Below are 20,022 nucleotides of genomic sequence, written 5' to 3' on the forward strand. Positions count from 1 at the left end.
ATGACCACAGCACCCGTCAAGACCGAGACCCCTCCGCCGAGCAAGGCTCCCGCGGCACCCGACCGGGCCGCGCGCCGGGCCGAACGCAAGCTGCGCAAGCTCTCGGAGCAGGACACCGTCCCGCACGGCATGCGCCCCACCCGGGCCGGCCGGATCGGGCGCGCCGCGTTGCTGACGGTGGCCGCGATCGCGACGGTCTTCCCGTTCTACGCGATGGTCGTGCTCTCCCTGAAGCCGTCCGCGGCAGTCGAGTTCCCCGGCAGTCTGCTGCCGTGGCCGCTGACCGGCGAGGCGTACGACACCGTCATGAACGCCCAGGACGTACCGCGCTGGCTGGTCAACACCCTGGTCTACTCGGTCGTCTCGGTCGTCGGCGTGCTGCTGCTCGCCTCGCTCGCCGGGTACGCCTTCGCCAAGAAGCGCTTCCCGGGCCGGGAGGCGATGTTCTGGTCGTTCCTGTCGATGGTGATGGTCCCGTACCACGTCACGATGATCCCGACGTTCGCGATGATCGCGAAGCTGGGCGGCGTGGACACGTACTGGGGCCTGATCGTGCCGACCCTGGCCAACGCCCAGGCGGTGTTCCTGATGCGCCAGTTCATCCAGGGACTGCCGGACGAACTCTTCGAGGCGGCCCGGCTCGACGGCTGCAGCGAGTGGCAGATCTTCTACCGGATCGTGCTGCCGCTGCTGAAGCCGATCCTCGCCACGCTCGGCGTCTTCGTCTTCCTGTGGCACTGGAACGACTTCCTGTGGCCGCTGGTCATCGGCCAGTCCACCGACATGCGCACCCTCACGGTCGGCATCGCCTCGCTCCAGCAGCAGAACGTGCCGCTCAACGTGGTGCTCTCCGGCTCCGTCATCGCGTTCGTGCCCATCTTCGCCGCGTACATGGTGGGCCAGCGCTACTTCACCGAGGGCGTCACCGCGTCCGGAATCAAGGGATAGTCACGCATGTTCACCGATGAGGCCGCTCTCGAAGAGCGGCTCGCCACCCCCTCCCCCGCACTCGTCGCCGACCTCGGCCGCCTGGAAGGCGATCTGCTGGTGCTCGGCGCCGGCGGCAAGATGGGCCCCAGCCTGTGCCGGCTGGCCCGACGGGCACTGGACGCCGCGGGCCGTACGGACGTGACCGTGTACGCGGTCTCCCGCTGGTCCGACAAGTCCGCCGCCGACGAGCTGGAGGCCGCCGGGGTCTCCACCGTCGCCTTCGACCTGATGGACCCGGCCGCCGACCTGGCCGAACTGCCGGACGCCGGGAACGTGATCTTCATGGTCGGCGCCAAGTTCGGTTCCGCCGGGGCTCCTTCGCACGCCTGGGCCGTGAACGCCGCGATGCCGGACCGGGTGGCCCGCCGCTGGTCGGAATCGCGGATCGCCGCGTTCTCCACCGGCAACGTGTATCCGCTGGTGCCGGTCTCCTCCGGCGGCTGCACCGAGGCCGACCCGGTCGGTCCGGTCGGGGAGTACGCCATGTCGTGCCTCGGCCGTGAACGGATCTTCGGCCACGCGGCGCTGACCCGCGGCACCAAGGTCGCCAACATCCGCCTCAACTACGCCGTCGACCTGCGCTACGGCGTCCTCGCCGACATCGCGTACCGCGTGCAGGCGGGCGAGCCGGTCGATGTGACGACCGGCCATGCCAACGTGGTGTGGCAGGGGTACGCCAACGAGGTCGCCCTGCGTTCCCTGCTGCACGCCACCGACGGCGAGGCGTTCACCCTGAACCTCACCGGCCCGGAGACCGCTTCGGTGCGCCGCATCGCCCAGTGGTTCGGCGAGGAGTTCGGCAAGGAGCCGGTCTTCGCCGGTGCGGAGGCGCCCACCGCGCTGCTCTCTGACGCGAGCCGCTGCCACGCGCTCTTCGGCTACCCGGACGTCGCCCTGCGCACCCTCGTCGAGTGGCAGGCCGACTGGCTGCGCCGCGGGCTGCCGCTGTCCGGCAAACCCACCAAGTTCCAGGTCCGTGACGGAAGGTTCTGATCCACTCCATGTCCACTCCCTCCTCCCTCACCACCCCTGCCCTGGACGCGCTCGCCCGCGGGGCCGTGATTCCCGCACACCCGCTGGCACTGCACGACGACGGAACCTTCGACGAGCGCCGCCAGCGTGCGCTGACCCGCTACTACCTCGCCTCGGGAGCGGGCGGCGTCGCCGTCGCCGTGCACACCACCCAGTTCGAGATCCGCGAACCGGAGGTCGGTCTGCTGCGGCCGGTCCTGGAGCTCGCCGCCGAGACGATCGACGCCGAGGCCGGCCGCCCGTTCATCAAGGTCGCCGGTGCCTGCGGCTACACGGCGCAGGCCGTCGCCGAGGCCGAGACCGCCGCCGGCCTCGGCTATGACGCGGTGCTGCTCAGCCCGGCCGTGCCCGGTGCCGACGAAAAGGGTCTGCTGGACCGCGCCCGAGCCGTCGGCGAGGTGCTGCCGGTGATCGGCTTCTATCTCCAGGAGGCCGTCGGCGGACGGTACCTGTCGCCGGGTTTCTGGTCCGCCTTCACCGATCTTCCGAACACGGTCGCGGTGAAGATCGCCCCGTTCGACCGGTACCGCACGGCCGATGTCGTACGGGCGGTGGCCGCCGCGGACCGGGCCGACGAGGTGGCGCTGTACACCGGCAACGACGACGACATCATCGGTGACCTGCTCACCCCGTACGAGACGGCCGGCGGCAAGCCGAGCTGGTTCGCGGGCGGCCTGCTCGGCCAGTGGGCCGTGTGGACGAGCTCCGCGGTGACGCTCCTCGACGACGTCCGCAAGGCGCGCGGCGGCGACCACGAGGCGATGGTGCGCTGCCTGGCGCGCCGCTCCGAACTGACCGATGCCAACAGCGCGGTCTTCGATGTGCGCGGCGCGTTCCGCGGCTGCATCGCCGGGGTGCACGAGGTGCTGCACCGTCAGGGCCTGCTGGCGAACATCCGGTGCCTGGATCCGGCCGAGACGCTCTCCCCCGGACAGGCCGAGGAGATCAGCCGGGTGGCCGCGGCCTACCCTTGGCTGACCGATGACGCCTTCGTTGCGGAGCACCTCGATGCCTGGCTCTCCTGATCCTGCCGGCCGTTCCCGGGTGGTCGTCGCCGTACCGCCGGGGCTGCGGGCCCAGTTCTTCACCCCCGAGGTGTGGCAGGAGCTGGAGCGGGCGGCGGAGCTGACGGTCCTGGACGACCACGCGGACCGGGCGGCGGTGGCCGCGGCGCTGCCCGGTGCCCGCGCGCTCATCACCGCGTGGCGGGCACCCCGGGTGGACGCCGGACTCCTTGCCTCGGCCGACCGGCTGGAGCTGGTGGCGCACACCGGTTCGGCGGTCGCGCCCTATGTCACGGAGGAGGTGTTCCGGCGGGGCATCCTGGTCACCCAGGCAGGGGACGAGATGGCCCGCCCGGTCGCCGAGGTGGCTCTCGCGTTCACGCTCTCGCTGCTCCACCGCATCCAGCGCTTCGACCACGCCCTGCGCGGCGGGCTGGACTGGGCGGTGGCGAGCGAGGCCCCGCCGCGCCACGAGATCCACGGCAGCGACATCGGCGTGATCGGCGCCTCCCGCACCGGGCGCGCCTACATCGCCCTGGTCCGGGCGATGGGGGCACGGGTGAGTGTCACCGACCCGTACCTCTGCGACGCAGACGCCGAGGCGCTCGGCGTGCGGTCCGTGGAGCTGGAGACGCTGCTGTCGCACAGCAGGATCGTGGCCGTGCACGCGCCGGTCACCGAGGAGACCCGCAGGATGATCGGCGCCGAGCAGCTGGCGCTGATGCCGGACGGCGCGGGCCTGGTGAACACCGCCAGGTCATGGCTGGTCGACGAGGACGCGCTCCTCGCCGAGGTGTCGTCGGGCCGGCTGGACGCGGCGATCGACGTCTTCGACGCCGAACCGCTGCCCGTCGGCCACCCCTTCCGCTCCCTGCCGAATGTGCTGCTCACCCCGCACCAGGCGGCGGGCAGCGTCGAATGCCGGCAGCGGCTCGGCATGAGCGCCGTCAACGAAGTGCTCCGGCTGCTCGCCGGACGCCCCCCGGTCCACGCCGTCACCGCCGACGCCCTCACCCGTCTGCACTAGGGCGTGTTCTGAACGTCCGCGAACGCCCGCAGTCCCTCCCCAACCCCCGTACCTGTCAGGAGAATCCACCGTCATGCGACTGATGCGCATCGGCGAGCCGGGCCATGAGCGCCCGGTCGCCGTCTGCCCCGAAGGCCGGCACCACGACCTTTCCGGCATCACCGACGACATCGACGGCGCGTTCCTCGCCGCGCTCGCCGACAATCCGCACCTGATCCCCGCCGAACCGGCGCTCCCCGAAACCGACATCACGGGCCTGCGCATCGGCGCCCCCGTGGCCCGTCCCTCCGCGCTGCTCTGCATCGGCCAGAACTACGCGGCCCACGCCGCGGAGTCGGGCAGTGAGCCGCCCGAGCAGCCGATCCTCTTCTACAAGTCGCCGAACACCGTCGTCGGCCCGTACGACGACGTGCTGATCCCGCGCGGCTCGAAGAAGACCGACTGGGAGGTGGAGCTGGCCGTCGTCATCGGCCGCCGCGCCTCCTACCTGGACTCCCCCGCCGACGCCGCCGCGCACATCGCGGGCTACGCCGTCAGCAACGACGTCTCCGAGCGTGCCTTCCAGCTGGAGGAGTCGGGCGGCCAGTGGTCCAAGGGCAAGAGCTGCGCCACGTTCAACCCGCTGGGTCCGGTGCTGGTGACGGCCGACGAGGTCGGTGACCCGCAGCGGCTGCGGCTGCGCAGCTATGTGAACGGGGAGCCGCGGCAGGACTCCAGCACCGCGGACATGATCTTCAGCGTGGCGCACCTGGTGCACCATCTGTCGCAGTACCTGGTGCTGGAGCCCGGCGACGTCATCAACACCGGCACCCCGCAGGGCGTGGCGCTGTCCGGCCGTTTCCCCTACCTGGGTCCGGACGACGTGATGGAGGTCGAGATCTCGGGCCTGGGCCGGCAGCGCAGCGTCTGCCGGCCCGCGTAGCCCGGAACGTGTCCCGGACCGTCCGGTCTCAGTCCTCCGGGAGTTCGACCGGGGCGATGTCGTCGAAGACATCGCCCGGGCCGGGGTTCGTCGCATCGGTCGCGCCGCCGAACTGGGTCATCACGCCCCAGACGGCGTTGAGCGCGGTCTGTACGGCGCCCTCGGCCCATCCGGCCGTCCAGGAGATGTCGTCGCCCGCGAGGAACAGGCCCCGCCGGTCGGCGGGCAGCCGGTCCTGCATGAAGTGGGTGAACAGCCGCCGCTGGTAGCGGTAGTGGCCCGGCAGATTGGCCTTGAACGCACCCATGAAATAGGGCTCGTTCTCCCACGAGACCGTCACCGGGTTGCCGATGACGTGCTTCCTGATGTCGACGTCCGGGTAGATCTCCCCGAGCGACTTGAGCATGACGTCCATGCGCTCGTTCGGGGAGAGCGGCAGCCACTTCAGGCTGTCGTCGCACCAGGTGTACGAGAGGCAGATGACGGCGGGCCGGTCGGGGCCGTCGTCCAGGAGGTACGTCCCCCGGGTCATCCGGTCGGTGAGCGTCATCGACATGGTGTCCCGCCCGGTCGGAACCCCCCTGTCGTCGACGGCCTCGTCCAGCCAGAACGGACGGTCGACGGGGACGAACAGCTTGGACGACTCCATGTAGTGGGTGCGCTCCATCGCCGTCCAGTGGTCGATCGGGAAGAGCGCGTCGTCGCAGTCGATCTTCGAGAGCAGCAGCCAGGACTGCCCGGTGAAGATCGCGGCCGGATAGGTGCGGATGTCACCGCCGGCGTCGGTGACGGTGATCCGGTTCCCGGCGGTGCGGTGCAGCCGGGTCACGGCGGGGCGCGGTTCGCCCCCGTGCAGGGAGGACAGCGAGGTGCCGAGCGGCCAGTGGACGATCTTCCGCGGTTCGCGGTCCCAGAGCCGCAGCGGGAGCTGCTGGCTGCCGCCGACGATGCCCCGGTGGTGGTCGTCCGCCTCGGTGTAGACGACGCGCAGGATCTCCAGGATGGAGTTGGGGAAGTCGGTGTCCCAGCCGCCGGTGCCGAAGCCGACCTGGCCGAAGATCTCCCGGTGCCGGAACGACTTGAAGGCGTCGGAGTCGCAGAGGAATCCGTAGAAGGTCTGGTTGTCGAGCTTCTGGACGAGCTCCGCCCAGATCTCCCGGATGCGCGGCACATCGCGTTCCCGCATCGCGCGGTTCATGTCGGAGAAGTCCGCGCCCTCCTCCAGGCACCGGTTCCAGGCGTCCATCACCTCGCGGTAGACCTGCGGCAGATCGTCGATGGTGCGGGCGTAGTGCGAGGTGCCCTTGAGGTCGACGACGGTCGACGGGGTGGCCGGGGAGAGCGGGTTGGGAAACGGCTTCGTCTCCAGACCGACCAGATCGATGTAGTGCTGGAGCGCGGTGGAGGACGGCGGGAAGCGCATCGCGCCCATCTCGGCGGTGAGTCCGGGATCGCAGCCGTCGAATCCGACGGTACGCAGCCGGCCGCCGATCTCGTCCGCCTCGTAGACGACGGGCTTGAGCCCCATCTTCATCAGCTCGTACGCGGCGACGATGCCGGAGAGCCCGCCCCCGATGACGGCGACCTCGGTGCCGTGCTCCGTCGCCGGTACCTGCCCGATCCCCGCGGGGTGCGCCAGGAAGTCGTCGTACGCGTAGGGGAAGTCCGGCCCGAACATGGTGATCGGCTCGGCGGCGTCGGTGTGCTGGACGGCGTTGGGCACCGTGGACGTCATGGGGTACGGACTCCTTGCGCGGGTGAAGAGTTGGAACGGGGGCGGCGGGCTCAGACGAGGGAGCCGTACAGACCGGGGCGGCGGTCGTGCAGATACGGGTTGGCGGCGCGCGACGTGTCCAGGAATTCCGGGTCGACCTCACCGACGACCAGTTCCTCGCCGCGTCCGGCGCGGGTGCGGACGGTGCCGTCGGGGCCCGCCAGGCAGCTCAGCCCGACGAACTCGAACTCGCCCTCCGGGCCGGTCCTGTTGACGTACGCCACGTACATCTGGTTCTCGAAGGCGCGGACCGGCACGACGGACTCGGCGACGAACTGGAAGGGGTGCATCTGCGCGGTGGGCACGAGCAGCAGATCGGTGCCCGCGAGGGCGTGCGCCCGGACGTTCTCCGGGAACTCGACGTCGTAGCAGATCATGATCCCGATGCGGACGCCGTCGAGTTCGGCCTGGACGACGGGCTGCTCGCCCGGGGTGAACCACTCCTGCTCGAAGCAGCCGAAGAGGTGGGTCTTGCGGTAGTTCGCAAGCGTCGCGCCGTCCGGCCCGACGAGGCGCGCGGCGTTGAAGATCTGCTCGCCCGCGCGCTCCGGGTAGCCGTAGAGGACCGCGAGCCCGTGCCGTGCGGCGATCTCGTCGACGGCACGGGCGGAAGGACCGTCGGCCGGCTCGGCCAGCCGGGACACATCGGCCCCGATCGCGTACCCGGTCAGGAACAGCTCGGGACAGACCAGCAGCCGGGCCCCGGCGTCCGCCGCCCGCCGCGCCGCTCCGTCGAGCGCGTCGATGTTCTCGTCCACGTGCCCGGGTCGTCCGGAGCTCTGGAGCAGGGCGGTGCGCAATGGCGGCATGGCTGACCTCGGACGGTGCGGGCGGGGCGGGGACGTATCGACGGTACGGTCCACCGCGCGGGCCCGACAAGGCGCGACCGTTGCGCGTACACCGTCGATCCATTGCGCCCGGACAGCCCGTCCCGGCGATTCATTGCGCACCCTGTCTTCGCAGGTCAGGCAGGTGACACAGGTCTCACCCCGCCGCGCCCCGCCCGATACGGCCAGGCCCGCCCGGCGCACGTCGAGCCGGCCCGCGCGATGGTGGACGGCACCGTCACCACGGCGCTCCGGCGCCTTCTTCCGAGACTCCGCACCCGGTCTCCCGACCCCGTCGGGCGTTCGAGGACGGAGCGGCCGCCGGGCGGCCGTCCGGCACCGCTACTCCGGCGACCCCGACGAGTACCGCCGCAACAGTGGCGACAGCACCAGCACGGACTTCGTCCGCTCCACGTACGGCTCGCCAGCGATCCGCTCCAGCACCTGCTCGAAGTGGCGCATGTCCGCGGCGAAGACCTGCACGATCGCGTCGGCCTCTCCCGTCACCGTGGAGGCCGACGCGATCTCCGGATACCGGGCGAGTCCGTGCTTGATCGCCTCCGGCGACGTGTTGCGGCTGCAGTAGATCTCGATGAACCCCTCGGTCTCCCACCCCAGCGCCGCCGGGTCCACCCGCACCGTGAAGCCGGTGATCGCACCCTCGGCGCGCAGCCGGTCGACCCGGCGTTTCACGGCGGGCGCGGAGAGGCCGATGATCGCGCCGATGTCCGCGTAGGAGCGCCGGGCGTCTTCGGCGAGGGCGTGGACGATGCGTTCGTCGAGGTCGTTCAGGCGCACTTCGGGCGGTTCACTTCTCTGCGATGGCCGGTGTCGGGGGCGGCAGGGCCGCCCCCGAAGTAGACCACGGCGCCGCCCCGCCGGGCGCGCTCACCGCAGCGGGTGACCGGTCAGAACGGGAACCGCGAGCGGCCGTGCTGCACCGAGATCCACTTCTGGGTGGTGAATGCCTCGACCATCGAGTCGCCGTTCAGCCGGCCGAGGCCGGAGCTCTTCTCGCCGCCGAACGGGACGATCGGCTCGTCGTGGACCGTGCCGTCGTTGATGTGGATCATGCCGGTGTGGACGCGCTGCCCGAGCCGTACGCCGCGCTCGATGTCGCCGGTGTGCACCGCGCCGCTCAGGCCGTACGGGGTGTCGTTGGCGATCCGTACCGCCTCGTCGTCACCGTCGAACGGCACCAGGAGTGCGACCGGCCCGAAGATCTCCTGGGAGAGGACGGGGGAATCGGCGGCCAGCCCGGTCAGCACGGACGGGCTCACCACGTTGCCGTCGGCCCGGCCGTGCAGCAGGGCGGTGGCACCGGCCTCGACGGTCTGGTCGACGAGCGACGAAATGGCCTCGGCCTGCGAGGAGTTGATCAGCGGGCCGATCACCGTCTCCGGGTCCGCCGGGTCACCGACCCGCAGCGAGGCGACCTTGGCGACGAATTTCTCGGTGAACTCCTTCTCCACCGCGCGGTCGACCAGGATGCGGTTCGCGGCCATGCAGACCTGGCCCTGGTGCACGTACCGGCTGAAGACGGCCGCGTCCACGGCGTAGTCCAGATCGGCGTCGTCGAGCACGATGAGCGCGCTGTTGCCGCCGAGTTCGAGCACGGCGCGCTTGAGGTTCGCCGCGCACACCGTGGCGACGTGCCGCCCCACCTTGTCCGAACCGGTGAAGGAGATGACCTGCGGAATGGGGTGCTCCAGCAGCGCGTCGCCGATCTCGGCGATGTCGGTGACCACGACGTTCAGGAGCCCGGCCGGCAGCCCCGCCTCCTCGAACACCTTCGCCACCAGCGTGCCGCCGCAGACCGGGGTGTTCTGGTGCGGCTTGAGCACGACGGCGTTGCCGAGCGCCAGGGCGGGGGCGACCGACTTCAGCGACAGCAGGAACGGGAAGTTGAAGGGGCTGATGACACCCACGACACCGACGGGTACCCGGTAGACGCGGTTCTCCTTGCCCTCGGTCGGCGAGGGCAGTATCTGTCCGGAGGGCCGCAGCGCGAGCTGGACCGACTCCCGCAGGAACTCCTTGGCGAGATGCAGCTCGAAGGCCGCCTTCAGCCGGGTGCCGCCCAGCTCCGCGACGATCGCGTCACTGATCTCGGGCTCGCGTTCCTCGACGATGCGCAGCGCCCGCTCCAGCACCAGCCGCCGGGCGTACGGGTTGGTGTCGCCCCACGCCCGCTGGGCGGTCTCGGCGGCCCGGTACGCCTGGTCCACCTCGTCGGCCGTGGCGACCGTGATCGAGGCGAGCTTCTCCCCGTCGTACGGATTGAAGTCGACGATGTCCCAGGACCCCTTGCCCTGCCTCCACTCTCCGTCGATGTACTGATGGGCCAGGTCGGTGAAGAAGGACATGAGATCCCTTACCACAGAGGAACGGGCGGCTGATTGGGGTTCATGTTACTTACATCCCAACGGGGTTGAGGCGCGGAGCCACGGTATCCGAGGGCCCGGAATCGGACATCTGTGCCGCCCGGCGGCCACCTGCGAAGACGCCGGTGCCCCTCCGGGCGAATGGCCCGGAGGGGCACCGGCGTCGGGTGCGGCCGCGGGATCAACTCCAGCTGGCGTGCAGCGGCTTGCCCTCGGCGTAACCGGCGGCGCTCTGCACCCCGACGACCGCCTTCTCCGCGAACTCCTCCAGGGAGGCCGCACCGGCGTAGGTGCAGGAGGAGCGGACGCCCGCGATGATCGAGTCGATCAGGTCCTCGACGCCGGGACGGGTCGGGTCGAGGAACATCCGGGAGGTGGAGATGCCCTCCTCGAAGAGCGCCTTGCGGGCCCGGTCGTACGCCGACTCGTCCGACGTGCGGTTCTTCACGGCGCGCGCGGACGCCATGCCGAAGGACTCCTTGTAGAAGCGGCCGTCGGCGGACTGCTGGAGGTCGCCGGGCGACTCGTACGTACCGGCGAACCAGGAACCGATCATCACGTTGGACGCACCCGCGGCGAGCGCCATCGCGACATCGCGCGGGTGGCGGACACCGCCGTCGGCCCAGACGTGCTTGCCGTACTTCTTCGCCTCGGCGGCGCACTCCAGGACGGCGGAGAACTGCGGCCGGCCCACGCCCGTCATCATCCGGGTGGTGCACATGGCGCCGGGGCCGACACCGACCTTGATGATGTCCGCGCCGGCCTCGACGAGATCGCGCACGCCCTCGGCGGCGACGATGTTGCCCGCGACGATCGGCACCTGCGGGTCGAGCGCCCGGACGGCCCGGACCGCGTTGATCATGGACTCCTGGTGGCCGTGGGCGGTGTCCACCACCAGCGTGTCGATGCCCGCGTCGAGCAGCTGCTTGGCCTTGCCCGCGACATCGCCGTTGATCCCGACGGCGGCGGCGATCCGCAGCCTGCCGCCGGTGTCGGTGGCGGGGGTGTACAGGGTGGCGCGCAGTGCGGCCTTGCGGGTGAGGATGCCGACGAGCCGCCCCTCCGCGTCGACCGCGGGTGCGAGCTTGCGGTGGGCACCGTCGAGCTTGTTGAAGGCGTCGCGCGGGTCGATGTCCGCGTCGAGCAGCACCAGGTCCCTGGACATGACCTCGGACAGCTGGGTGAAGCGGTCGACCCCGGTCAGGTCGTGGTCGGTGACGACACCGACGGGCCGCTGCTCCTCGTCGACGACGACACCCGCGCCGTGCGCGCGCTTGGGCAGCAGGGACAGGGCGTCGGCGACCGTCTGGCCGGGGGCCAGCACGATCGGCGTGTCGAGCACCAGGTGGCGCGTTTTCACCCAGGAGACGACATCGGTGACGACCTCGATCGGGATGTCCTGGGGGATGACGACGAGCCCGCCCCGGCGGGCGACCGTTTCGGCCATCCGGCGGCCCGCGATGGCCGTCATGTTCGCGACGACGAGCGGGATGGTGGTGCCGGTGCCGTCGGGCGAGGAGAGATCGACACCCTGGCGGGAACCGACCGCCGAACGGCCCGGAACCATGAAGACGTCGTCGTAGGTGAGGTCGTACGGGACCGAGGGGGAGTCTGTGTAGCGACCGGTGCCGGGCTCAAGAAAACGCATAACGCTCATTTTTTCATACGAAACGGAGCAGGTCGCTTCCCCGAAGGCACAACGAACGACCCCCGCGTTCGTATGTTCCTCCAGGGGACCGGGCGGGGTCCCGGGCAAGTGGAACCTGCCGTGCCGGCGGACCCTGTCCGAGCGGCATCCGAATCATTCGCGATCATCTTCCCTGGACCTGGTGACAAGGGGTCCGGTAGCTTCAAAACCCGCAGGTCCCGTGGGTCGCCACGACGCCCCGGAGGGAACAGTCGGAAGGGTCACAACTTCCGTCACACGTACGACCGGAGAGGATCACGACCCACCCGTGGAGAGCGAACTGCCGGACATCTACTGCCCGTTCCCCCAGCGGACGAATCCGCACGTCGGGCACACCAGGGTCCACCTCGACGCCTGGACCCGCGACACCGGTCTGGTGCACCGCGATTCAGCCAGGGAACGCTTCGAGCAGGCGGACTTCGGGGCGTTCGTCGGCATGGTGTACCCGACCGCCGACGACAGGAATCTCGACCTCGTCGCCGACTGGTTCGTTTGGCTGTTTCTCGTCGACGACCAGCTCGACGACGGTCACCTCGGACGCAGCCCGGAGCGGGTGCGGGACGTGGTCGACGTGATGCGGTCCGTGATCGACGGCAACGGCACGGGCGACCTGCCGGACGAGGAGCTCCCCGCCGCCGTGGTCGCCCTGGTCGATCTGTGGGAGCGGACGACGCCGACCGCGGCCCCGCACTGGCGCACCCGGTTCGGCTGGCACCTGACCACGTATCTCACGACGGCCACCACCTGGGAGGCCGGGAACCGGGCCGCGGGCGTGGTGCCGTCCGAGGAGACGTACATCGCCAAGCGCCGCCACACCGGCGCGATACATGTCTGCATGGACCTGATAGAGATCGTGGCCGGGATCGAGGCACCCGAGTCGATCCACAACGACTCCCGGTTCATCACCGCGCTGGAAGCCTCGTGCAACGTCGTGTGCTGGGCCAACGACGTGTACTCGTACGAGAAGGAACAGGTGCTCGGCGAGATCCACAACCTCGTCCACCTGGTCCGGCACCACCGCGGGTACGGCGAGCGGCAGGCTCTCGAACACGTCTGCGCGGAGATCGCCGCGGAGACGGAGCGGTTCCTCGCCGCCGAGGCCGAGCTGCTGGCCGCGTACCCGCAGCTGGCCTCGATGCTCGTGCCGTACCTGGACGGGATGCGGAGCTGGATGCGCGGCAACCTGGACTGGTCGCGGCAGACCCCCCGCTACAACCCGGCCGATGTGAGCCAGTACGAGGAGCCGGAGGAGTACCTGGAGGCGACGGTCCTGGGTGTGGCCCGGGACTGAGCCGCCGGGCCGGACACCGCCCGGGCAGCGCATCCGCTGTCCGGGCCCGTCTCCGCAACGGTCCCGGGGCGGCCCCGGGGCCGATCACCGGCGCCCGCGTCAGACCCCGTCCGGATCCGCCCGCTCCAGCGCCGGACGCTGCGGCGCCGCCGACTCGGTCAGCAGGTAGTCCGCCGCAGCCGTGTCCGTCACCAGGCTGGTGACCAGCCCGGACCGCAGCACCGCACCGATCGCCGCGGCCTTGCGCTGGCCGCCCGCGATCGCCACCACCTCGGGAATCCGGCGCAGCCGGTCGGCCTCGACCGTGATGCACCGCTCCCCCAGGTCCCGGCCGACCCGCCGCCCCTCCGCGTCGAAGAGGTGCGCGGACATCTCCGCGGCGACGCCGAGCGACGCGTAGTGCGCCCGCTCCTCGTCCGTGAGCATGTCGTGGACGGTCGAGATGCCCGGCTCCCAGGAGCCGATGGACACCGCGGCGACCGTCACCTTGTCGAAGTACTCGAAGGCACGCGCGATACCGGTCTGGTGGCGCAGCGCGGCGGCCGTGGCCGGGTCGGGGAGCAGCATCGGCGCGTAGATCGGGTGGGCCTCGCCGCCGGCCACCTGGGCGGCCCGGCGGACCGCCTCGACCGAGCCGCGCTCGGCCGTCCCCGCGTCGTACACCCCGGTGAGCTGCACGACCGTGCACGGCGGCAGCCGGTCGAGAGCCGCGGCCATGTGGATCGTGGAGCGGCCCCAGGCCAGGCCGAGCACATCGCCCTCGTTCACCAGTTCGCCGAGGAGATCCGCCGCGACCTCCCCCAGGTTCTCCGGGTCGGGTGCGTCGTCCTGCTCCTCCGCGGGGGATTCGACGACGACCGCGTGACGCAGTCCGTAGCGGGCCCGGAGCGCGTCGGAGCGCTCGGCGTCCAGCTCGGCGGGGACGCGGATCTCGATCCTCACGAGGTCGCGCTCAAGTGCCGTCTCCAGGACCCGGGCCACCTTGAAGCGGCTGACGCCGAATTCCTCGGCGATCTGGATCTTCGACTTTCCTTCGAGGTAGAAGCGGCGGGCCATGGCCGCCGCCTGCACCAGCTCCGCGGGCCCCATCCGCAGGGCGGACCGTCCCGCCGACATTGCAGACACCGCGATCTCCTCACTGCTGTTCACACTCTCGATACGCCGTTCATCCTGTCAGATCCGGCGACCCTTGATCGGTCCCGTCGGACCACGTTCATCTGCCCTTGGCCGGGCCGACCCGCAATCGGGGACCGGAGTGGGTTCCGGCTCCCGTTCCGGCTTCAGTGGCGGCACGCCCAGGCCGCCGAGGCAGTGGCCTCGTCGGCCCTGGCCCGCAGTGCGCGCACCGCTTCGGCCGGGTCCTGGGCCCCGTACACCGCCGAACCCGCGACGAACACATCCGCGCCGGCCTCGGCGCACCGCTCGATGGTCGACTCGGAGACTCCCCCGTCGACCTGGAGCCAGAGTTCGAGTCCGTGCTTCGAGATGAGCTCACGGGTGCGGCGGATCTTCGGCAGCATGATGTCCAGGAACGCCTGACCGCCGAAGCCCGGCTCCACCGTCATGATCAGCAGCATGTCGAGCTCGGGGAGCAGGTCCTCGTACGGCTCGATGGGCGTCGCGGGCCTGAGCGCCATGGAGGCGCGGGCGCCCTTGGCCCGGATCTCCCGCGCCAGTCGTACGGGGGCCGCCGCCGCCTCCACGTGGAAGGTGACGGAACCGGCCCCCGCCTCGACGTACTGCGGCGCCCAGCGGTCCGCGTCCTCGATCATCAGATGGCAGTCCAGCGGCGTGTCCGTGGCCCGGCTGAGCGATTCCACGATGGGCACGCCGAGGGTCAGATTGGGCACGAAATGGTTGTCCATCACGTCGACGTGGAGCCAGTCGGCGCCTTCGACCGCCTTCGCCTCCTCGGCGAGACGGGCGAAATCGGCGGACAGGATGCTGGGGTTGATCTGGGCCATGTGCCAAGCCTGCCATGTTCCGCGCCACTTCCCCGCCCCAGTGCGGGCCAAAGCCTCACGGGATCATTACAGTTCGGGGGACCCGGGCCTCCCGCACTGCGCGATCCGGGGTGCGGGTGCCCTTCGGAGTACCCCATTCCACGCCGATGACCTGGGGTTTTACCGACCGTCTCGGACCTGGGCCGGGCGATTGCGTCTCCCGATCCCGGCCCACCGCCGGGTCCGCCCGCCCGCGACCCCAGTCGGCCGGGTCGCCCGATTCCGCGTACGCGGCCCGATTCGACCGCTCCCCGCCCTGCCGCCTCCCCCGCGCCGGCCCGCCGCGTGACCCGGGCCGCTGCCAGGAAGCCGGACCGGCCCACGAGCACGCCCCGGCACGGACCGTCGACTGCGCACCGACGGGCGTTGCCGGCGTGGGGCCGGACCGCCGGGCGGCGGGTGTCGTCGGGCGCCGGAGGATGCGCAGCCGCGCCATGGCGCCGTCCGCCGGCGACGGCCCTCGGGCCTCGACCGGCCCGGCCGCGCACGGCGGTCTCGACGACCCCGGCGCGGCCGCCTCCCGCGGGGCCCTCGCGCGCGGCGCCACCCGCTTCGCCGCTTGATCCACCACATGCGCAGACGGGGCGGGCGGATCGCCGGCCCCGACCGCCGTCGGGTTCCGGTCCGCAGTGCGGCCGCGGGTGTTCCGGGCGGCCCCGACCGCCCGGTCCTGTGGGCCAACGGCCCGCATGATCGGTCAGGCGTAGTAGTGGATGGTGCCGTGGAGAGCCGCTGTCGTTCCTTCACAACGCTGCAGGAAGGTGGCCGCGAGTGCCTTGACGTTGCCCTGGTCGTCGGTGGCGAGCCGGGTAATGGTGAGCTCCCCCGTACTGAGGCCGCAGCCGCGGCTGCCGTGCGAGACGGAGAGGAACGCGGCGGTCTCGTCTCCGATGTCGGCCGTCTGGTAGGTGCGGCCCGCCTGAAGCTGCTCGCCCTCCGGCGCCGCGAACCGCACACTCCACGTTTCGCGTTGGCCCGACCCCGTGTAGCTGACGATGCCGTCCGCGGAGCCGGTGAGCCGGAAGAGGCTGGTGGCTCCGGTGTAGCTGTTGCTGGTCCCACCTCCGATGTAGTCGCCGGCCTCGCTCGTATAGGCGTAGGAGAGAGGGAACGCCCGGTACTTGATGTCCCCGGTGAGCGCGGGCGCGTCAGCGCTCTCGCACCGCTGTGTGAAGGTCAGGTCCACCAGCGTCGCCAGACCCGATGCGTCGAACTCGATCTGGTTGACGGTGAATCCGCCGAATACCTCGTTGCACCCCCGGTTGAAGCCGGTGGCGTCCAGGCCCGGCGCCCGCCCGGAACGAACAGAGACGCGCTCGGCGTCCCGGAAGACTCCCGGCCGCAGCGACTCCCCTCGGGGCGCGGCGAGTACGATCGTCCAGAAACTCGTGGAAAGCACGACTTTCTCAGGGCTGGGGTCGACGACAACGTTGTTCACCGTCACGCCGTCGTACCTGCCCGAACCGCCGCCGCCGACCCAGTCACCCTGTTCGCTTCGGTACGAGTACGACGAGACCGCCACCGGCTCCGCGCCCGTCGCCCCGGCCGGTGCCGCCTGGGCCTGGGCCGGTGTCGCCTGGACCCCGACCCCGACCCCGGCGAGAGCGAGCCCCACCGCCAGGGCTACGCCGATCCGTCTCGCGCTCATCCAGAACTGCATGAAAATCCCCTCCCTGGAGCACCTGTTCGATACAGGCGGTCAATCCCTACCCGCCCGCCCCGGGTGATGACACCTCGCATCGGTGACATCGGTGGATCAAGACCTCCAGGGCGCCACGTCGCCGGCTCCGGAATCGCGAACCGGCAGAGAAGGACGCGATCGTCCCCGTCGAGGTGATCGCGCGTACCGAGTGACGCGGGTTCATCGCCGGCATCCGGACATGCCGGCCCCCGGGGCAAGGGCGATGTGATCCGGCGGGTGGGCCGGGCCCGCCGAGTCCAGTGGCTCGCCGGCACCGGGCGCACCACCGGAGCCGGAACCCCGGATGTGACAGCACGGGGGTGCTCGCCAGGAGTACGGGGTGGCGTTGTTGTACGGCAAGGAGAGCGGTGGACGTCCCTCGCCCCGCAGCCGCAACGGGCTCAGCGGGCAGGTCCGCTGCCCGCATCGGACTGTGTGAGGATGCGCCGAAGCCAGCGGGAACGGGCGTCGCGGGCGTCCTGGCTGAGAGCTGCCCGTGGTGCGAAGGTGTCGAAGCCGTGGAAGGCTCCGGGCCATACGTGCAGTTCGGCTTGGCCACCGGCCTGCCAGATCGCCTGGGCGTACGCCACGTCCTCGTCCCTGAGGGTCTCGGCCGACCCGACCTCGATGTAGGCCGGGGGCAGCCCGGACAGATCCGTGGCGCGGGCGGGAGCCGCGTAGGCAGGCAGGTCCGCAGCGCCGTACTGCTCACCCAGCAGCGCCTGCCACGCGGTTGCGTTGGAGGTTCGGTCCCAGGTGTCGATGCCGGCCATCTGGTGGCTGGAGAAGGTGTTGTTGCGGTCGTCGAGCATCGGGCACAGGAGCAGTTGCCCGATCGGTGCGGGCCCGCCTCGGTCACGGGTGAGCAGGGCCAGTGCCGCGGCGAGCCCGCCGCCGGCACTCTTTCCTCCGATGACGATGCGGTCCGCGTCGATGCCCAGTCCGGCCGCGTGCGCAGCCGCCCAGACGAAACCGGCGTAGCAGTCCTCCACCGGTCCGGGGTACTGCGCCCGCGGTGCCAGCCGGTACTCGACAGAGATCACGGCCAACTCCAGCACGAGGGCCCATTCGCGAAGCAGCTGCGGAAGTACGGACCACGCGTTGCCCATGATCATTCCGCCGCCGTGCATGTAGTACAGCAGCGGCAGCGGCCCGGCGATCCCGGCGGGCCGCGCGCTGACGAGCGTGACGTCCTGCCCGCCCGGCGCTCCCGGCACACGCAGTTCGTCCACCTCGAAGTGGCCGTCGGCCCGGAGATCCCGGACCGTCGGCCTGGGCCGGGCCGCGGCATCCCGTTCCTGCCGGGCCGCAAGGTTCTCCGGGGTGAACGGCTCCCTCGCCTCGTCCCCCAAAGCCGCCAGCGCCGCGCCCAGTTCGGGGTCGAAGGCAGGCGCGTCCCGGGCCGCCGAGGCAGGGCCGGGGTCCGGCGGCATGCCACCGGCACTCACGCCAGGCCATCCCGCCGGGCGAGGAAAAACTGAAGGAAAAACCGGAGGAAGCACCGGTCGCCGTCCCGACCGGAACAGCCCGTCAGCACGTCCGTGCACACAGGGAACGCTCGCGCGAGGTCCATACGGCGTAGTCAATCACCTGCCGGGCGGAGACCACCGCTCCTCAGCGAAGGAAACAGGTCGCGCGACTCGGGCCCCGCCAACGACTCCGTCGCCGCGGCCCGGTACCGGCCCGGAATGTGCCGCTCCCCGCGGTGGGACGCGAAACACCGGACCGGGGCACCGACTCGAACACCACCCGGGCGCCCCGGGCACCGGCTTCCGTGGCCCGCTACCGTCCCCGGCCCCACGGTCCGGGCAGGGGCCGGACCCGAAGGAGAACGGGCCGGTGCGCAGGAGGCGCTCCAGCGTCGGACGCGGACGCGGGCGGCGGGCGGGCGCGTCAGGCAGTACGCCGCAGCAGCGCCAGGTACATCGCGTCCGTGCCGTGCAGATGCGGCCACAGCTGGACGTCGGGACCGTCGCCGAGCGCAGGCACTCCCGGCATCAGCGGGCGGGCGTCGACCCACTCCGCCTCGACCGGCTCACCGCCTCGCCCCTTGAGCACGTCCTCGACGACAACCCGGGTCTCCGCGAGATGCGGCGAGCAGGTCGCGTAGCCGACGATGCCGCCGACCCGTACCGCCTTCAACGCCTCGCGCAGCAGCCCGCGTTGCAGCGGTGCGAAACCCTCCAGGTCCTCCGGGCGGCGCCGCCAGCGCGCCTCCGGGCGGCGGCGCAGCGCGCCGAGGCCCGAGCACGGCACATCCATCAGGATCCGGTCGAAGGTGCCCGGCCGCCACGGCGGGCGGGTGCCGTCGGCGGTGATCACCTGGTACGGGCCGGGGTTGCCGGCCAGCGCGCGCTCCACGAGGCGGGCCCGGTGCGGCTGCTTCTCGGCGGCGAGCAGGGCGGCGCCCCGTTCGGCGGCGAGGGCTGCCAGCAGGGCGGCCTTGCCGCCGGGCCCGGCACAGCCGTCGAGCCAGCGGGTGTCGCTGCCCTCCACCGGTGCGTTGGCGAGGGCGACGGCCACCAGCTGGCTGCCCTCGTCCTGGACCCCGGCGCGGCCCTCCTGCACGGCCGTGAGGGCGCCGGGCTCGCCGCCCTCGCCCATCCGTACGGCATGGGGCGACCAGCGGCCCGGCAGGCCGTTGCCGTCGCCGAGGGCGGTGAGCAGCTCATCGGTGGTGGCGCGGCCGGGACGGGCGACCAGCGTGACCTCGGGCCGTTCGTTGTCCGCTTCGAGGAGGTCCTCGATCCCGGCGCGGCCACCGCCCAGCGCGTCCCAGAGGGCGGAGACGATCCAGCGCGGATGCGAGTGCACGACCGCGAGGTGGTCCTCGGCGTCCTCGTCGTACGACGGGGCGACGCGCGCCACCCAGCCGTCGAGGTCGTCCGCGGAGACCTTCCGCAGGACGGCGTTGACGAACTTCGCCCGCCCCTCGCCGAGCACCACCCGGGCCAGCTCCACACTGGCGGAGACGGCGGCATGGGTGGGGATGCGGGTGTCGAGCAGCTGGTGCACACCCATGTCGAGTACATCGAGGACCGGCGGATCGACCTCGCGCAGCGGCCGGTCGATGCAGGCCGCGACGATGGCGTCGTACGTCCCCTGGCGGCGCAGCGTCCCGTAGACCAGCTCGGTCGCCAGTGCCGCGTCCCTGCTGTCGAAGTCGCCCTTGGCCCGGGCCTTCTTCAGCAACGGGGGCAGGACGAGGTTGGCGTACGCATCGCGTTCGTCGACGGCCCTGAGCGCTTCGAAGGCGAGGAACCGGACGGGGTCCTTCTTGGGGCGGCGATGCGGCTTGGCGGGACGGCGACGCTGCTGGTCGTTCACGTGAAAGGTGCTCCGCTGATGGTGAGGGGGCGAACCCTCCCAGCGTACGTCGCCGCCCCGGACCGGATCCCGC

Annotated in this window: 17 protein-coding genes; 7 read left to right on the forward strand and 10 right to left on the reverse strand. The window is 71.3% G+C overall.

Annotation, left to right across the window (positions count from 1 at the left end; genetic code table 11):
* From ACIOMQ_RS14830 to ACIOMQ_RS14850, 5 genes are all read left to right on the forward strand, one after another.
* The gene (locus tag ACIOMQ_RS14830) at positions 1-948 is read left to right on the forward strand and encodes a carbohydrate ABC transporter permease (protein WP_362205770.1); all 948 of its coding nucleotides are present in this window, start codon (positions 1-3) and stop codon (positions 946-948) included.
* Between the two features lie 6 nt (positions 949-954).
* Positions 955-1,983: an NAD-dependent epimerase/dehydratase family protein gene (locus ACIOMQ_RS14835; protein ID WP_362205767.1), complete on the forward strand. Its 1,029-nt coding sequence runs from the start codon at positions 955-957 to the stop codon at positions 1,981-1,983.
* 8 nt (positions 1,984-1,991) lie between these two features.
* Entirely contained in the window at positions 1,992-3,047 is a 1,056-nt protein-coding gene (locus ACIOMQ_RS14840) for a dihydrodipicolinate synthase family protein (RefSeq protein ID WP_402189151.1), read from the forward strand.
* Positions 3,031-4,053 carry a hydroxyacid dehydrogenase gene (locus ACIOMQ_RS14845; RefSeq protein ID WP_362205761.1) on the forward strand — a complete coding sequence of 341 codons (1,023 nt, stop codon included), beginning with the start codon at positions 3,031-3,033 and terminating at the stop codon, positions 4,051-4,053. Before ACIOMQ_RS14840 ends, ACIOMQ_RS14845 begins: the two co-directional genes overlap by 17 nt.
* Positions 4,054-4,126: 73 nt before the next feature.
* Entirely contained in the window at positions 4,127-4,975 is an 849-nt protein-coding gene (locus tag ACIOMQ_RS14850) for a fumarylacetoacetate hydrolase family protein (protein WP_401755519.1), read from the forward strand.
* A 28-nt stretch (positions 4,976-5,003) separates the two neighbouring features.
* On the opposite strand, the gene ACIOMQ_RS14855 is transcribed toward ACIOMQ_RS14850, so the two are convergent.
* From ACIOMQ_RS14855 to ACIOMQ_RS14875, 5 genes are all read right to left on the reverse strand, one after another.
* On the reverse strand, positions 5,004-6,710 hold the full coding sequence (locus ACIOMQ_RS14855) for a flavin monoamine oxidase family protein (RefSeq protein WP_401267184.1): 1,707 nt from the start codon (positions 6,708-6,710) through the stop codon (positions 5,004-5,006).
* Positions 6,711-6,760: 50 nt separating this feature from the next.
* Positions 6,761-7,558 (reverse strand): carbon-nitrogen hydrolase family protein, encoded by a 798-nt coding sequence (locus tag ACIOMQ_RS14860; RefSeq protein ID WP_362205752.1) that lies wholly within the window; start codon positions 7,556-7,558, stop codon positions 6,761-6,763.
* Positions 7,559-7,918: 360 nt separating this feature from the next.
* Entirely contained in the window at positions 7,919-8,374 is a 456-nt protein-coding gene (locus tag ACIOMQ_RS14865; RefSeq protein ID WP_401267187.1) for an Lrp/AsnC family transcriptional regulator, read from the reverse strand.
* 110 nt (positions 8,375-8,484) lie between these two features.
* Positions 8,485-9,942, reverse strand: a complete 1,458-nt coding sequence (locus ACIOMQ_RS14870) for an aldehyde dehydrogenase family protein (protein WP_401267189.1) — start codon at positions 9,940-9,942, stop codon at positions 8,485-8,487.
* Positions 9,943-10,141: 199 nt separating this feature from the next.
* Positions 10,142-11,608, reverse strand: a complete 1,467-nt coding sequence (locus tag ACIOMQ_RS14875; protein ID WP_362205745.1) for a GuaB1 family IMP dehydrogenase-related protein — start codon at positions 11,606-11,608, stop codon at positions 10,142-10,144.
* A 307-nt stretch (positions 11,609-11,915) separates the two neighbouring features.
* On the opposite strand from ACIOMQ_RS14875, the gene ACIOMQ_RS14880 reads away from it, so the two are divergent.
* Entirely contained in the window at positions 11,916-12,938 is a 1,023-nt protein-coding gene (locus ACIOMQ_RS14880; RefSeq protein WP_362205742.1) for a terpene cyclase, read from the forward strand.
* 99 nt (positions 12,939-13,037) lie between these two features.
* Here the strand turns inward: ACIOMQ_RS14880 and ACIOMQ_RS14885 are convergent, their stop codons facing one another.
* Together ACIOMQ_RS14885 and rpe are read right to left on the reverse strand one after the other, a co-directional pair.
* The gene (locus ACIOMQ_RS14885; RefSeq protein ID WP_402189294.1) at positions 13,038-14,054 is read right to left on the reverse strand and encodes a sugar-binding transcriptional regulator; all 1,017 of its coding nucleotides are present in this window, start codon (positions 14,052-14,054) and stop codon (positions 13,038-13,040) included.
* A gap of 164 nt (positions 14,055-14,218) precedes the next feature.
* Complete coding sequence (gene rpe, locus ACIOMQ_RS14890) at positions 14,219-14,902, reverse strand: ribulose-phosphate 3-epimerase (RefSeq protein WP_362205739.1); 684 nt, start codon at positions 14,900-14,902, stop codon at positions 14,219-14,221.
* Positions 14,903-15,375: 473 nt separating this feature from the next.
* Here rpe and ACIOMQ_RS14895 point away from each other — a divergent pair, with 473 nt between their 5' ends.
* Positions 15,376-15,504, forward strand: coding sequence for a hypothetical protein (locus ACIOMQ_RS14895; RefSeq protein WP_401267194.1), 129 nt, complete (start codon positions 15,376-15,378; stop codon positions 15,502-15,504).
* A gap of 134 nt (positions 15,505-15,638) precedes the next feature.
* Here ACIOMQ_RS14895 and ACIOMQ_RS14900 read toward each other — a convergent pair whose 3' ends face one another.
* The 3 genes from ACIOMQ_RS14900 to ACIOMQ_RS14910 all read right to left on the reverse strand — a co-directional run bounded on the left by ACIOMQ_RS14900 (position 15,639) and on the right by ACIOMQ_RS14910 (position 19,949).
* Positions 15,639-16,601 (reverse strand): hypothetical protein, encoded by a 963-nt coding sequence (locus tag ACIOMQ_RS14900; protein WP_362205736.1) that lies wholly within the window; start codon positions 16,599-16,601, stop codon positions 15,639-15,641.
* A gap of 422 nt (positions 16,602-17,023) precedes the next feature.
* Complete coding sequence (locus ACIOMQ_RS14905) at positions 17,024-18,055, reverse strand: alpha/beta hydrolase (RefSeq protein ID WP_402189296.1); 1,032 nt, start codon at positions 18,053-18,055, stop codon at positions 17,024-17,026.
* Positions 18,056-18,515: 460 nt separating this feature from the next.
* A complete protein-coding gene (locus ACIOMQ_RS14910; protein WP_362205734.1) occupies positions 18,516-19,949 on the reverse strand; it encodes a transcription antitermination factor NusB in 1,434 nt (477 codons plus the stop codon).
* Positions 19,950-20,022: the final 73 nt, after the last annotated feature.

Origin of the sequence: Streptomyces sp. NPDC087845, from assembly GCF_044742755.1 — a bacterium.
In the GTDB taxonomy this organism is placed as follows: domain Bacteria; phylum Actinomycetota; class Actinomycetes; order Streptomycetales; family Streptomycetaceae; genus Streptomyces.

Excerpts from the sequence above, each read along its gene's own strand:
- ACIOMQ_RS14860 (WP_362205752.1), bottom strand. The coding sequence starts at position 7,558 with ATGCCGCCATTGCGCACCGCCCTGCTCCAGAGCTCCGGACGACCCGGG.
- ACIOMQ_RS14905 (WP_402189296.1), bottom strand. The coding sequence starts at position 18,055 with ATGCCGCCGGACCCCGGCCCTGCCTCGGCGGCCCGGGACGCGCCTGCC.
- ACIOMQ_RS14900 (WP_362205736.1), bottom strand. The coding sequence starts at position 16,601 with ATGCAGTTCTGGATGAGCGCGAGACGGATCGGCGTAGCCCTGGCGGTG.
- ACIOMQ_RS14840 (WP_402189151.1), top strand. The coding sequence starts at position 1,992 with ATGTCCACTCCCTCCTCCCTCACCACCCCTGCCCTGGACGCGCTCGCC.
- ACIOMQ_RS14850 (WP_401755519.1), top strand. The coding sequence starts at position 4,127 with ATGCGACTGATGCGCATCGGCGAGCCGGGCCATGAGCGCCCGGTCGCC.
- ACIOMQ_RS14870 (WP_401267189.1), bottom strand. The coding sequence starts at position 9,942 with ATGTCCTTCTTCACCGACCTGGCCCATCAGTACATCGACGGAGAGTGG.
- ACIOMQ_RS14875 (WP_362205745.1), bottom strand. The coding sequence starts at position 11,608 with ATGCGTTTTCTTGAGCCCGGCACCGGTCGCTACACAGACTCCCCCTCG.
- ACIOMQ_RS14885 (WP_402189294.1), bottom strand. The coding sequence starts at position 14,054 with ATGTCGGCGGGACGGTCCGCCCTGCGGATGGGGCCCGCGGAGCTGGTG.
- ACIOMQ_RS14845 (WP_362205761.1), top strand. The coding sequence starts at position 3,031 with ATGCCTGGCTCTCCTGATCCTGCCGGCCGTTCCCGGGTGGTCGTCGCC.
- ACIOMQ_RS14895 (WP_401267194.1), top strand. The coding sequence starts at position 15,376 with ATGGCGCCGTCCGCCGGCGACGGCCCTCGGGCCTCGACCGGCCCGGCC.
- ACIOMQ_RS14855 (WP_401267184.1), bottom strand. The coding sequence starts at position 6,710 with ATGACGTCCACGGTGCCCAACGCCGTCCAGCACACCGACGCCGCCGAG.
- rpe (WP_362205739.1), bottom strand. The coding sequence starts at position 14,902 with ATGGCCCAGATCAACCCCAGCATCCTGTCCGCCGATTTCGCCCGTCTC.
- ACIOMQ_RS14835 (WP_362205767.1), top strand. The coding sequence starts at position 955 with ATGTTCACCGATGAGGCCGCTCTCGAAGAGCGGCTCGCCACCCCCTCC.
- ACIOMQ_RS14830 (WP_362205770.1), top strand. The coding sequence starts at position 1 with ATGACCACAGCACCCGTCAAGACCGAGACCCCTCCGCCGAGCAAGGCT.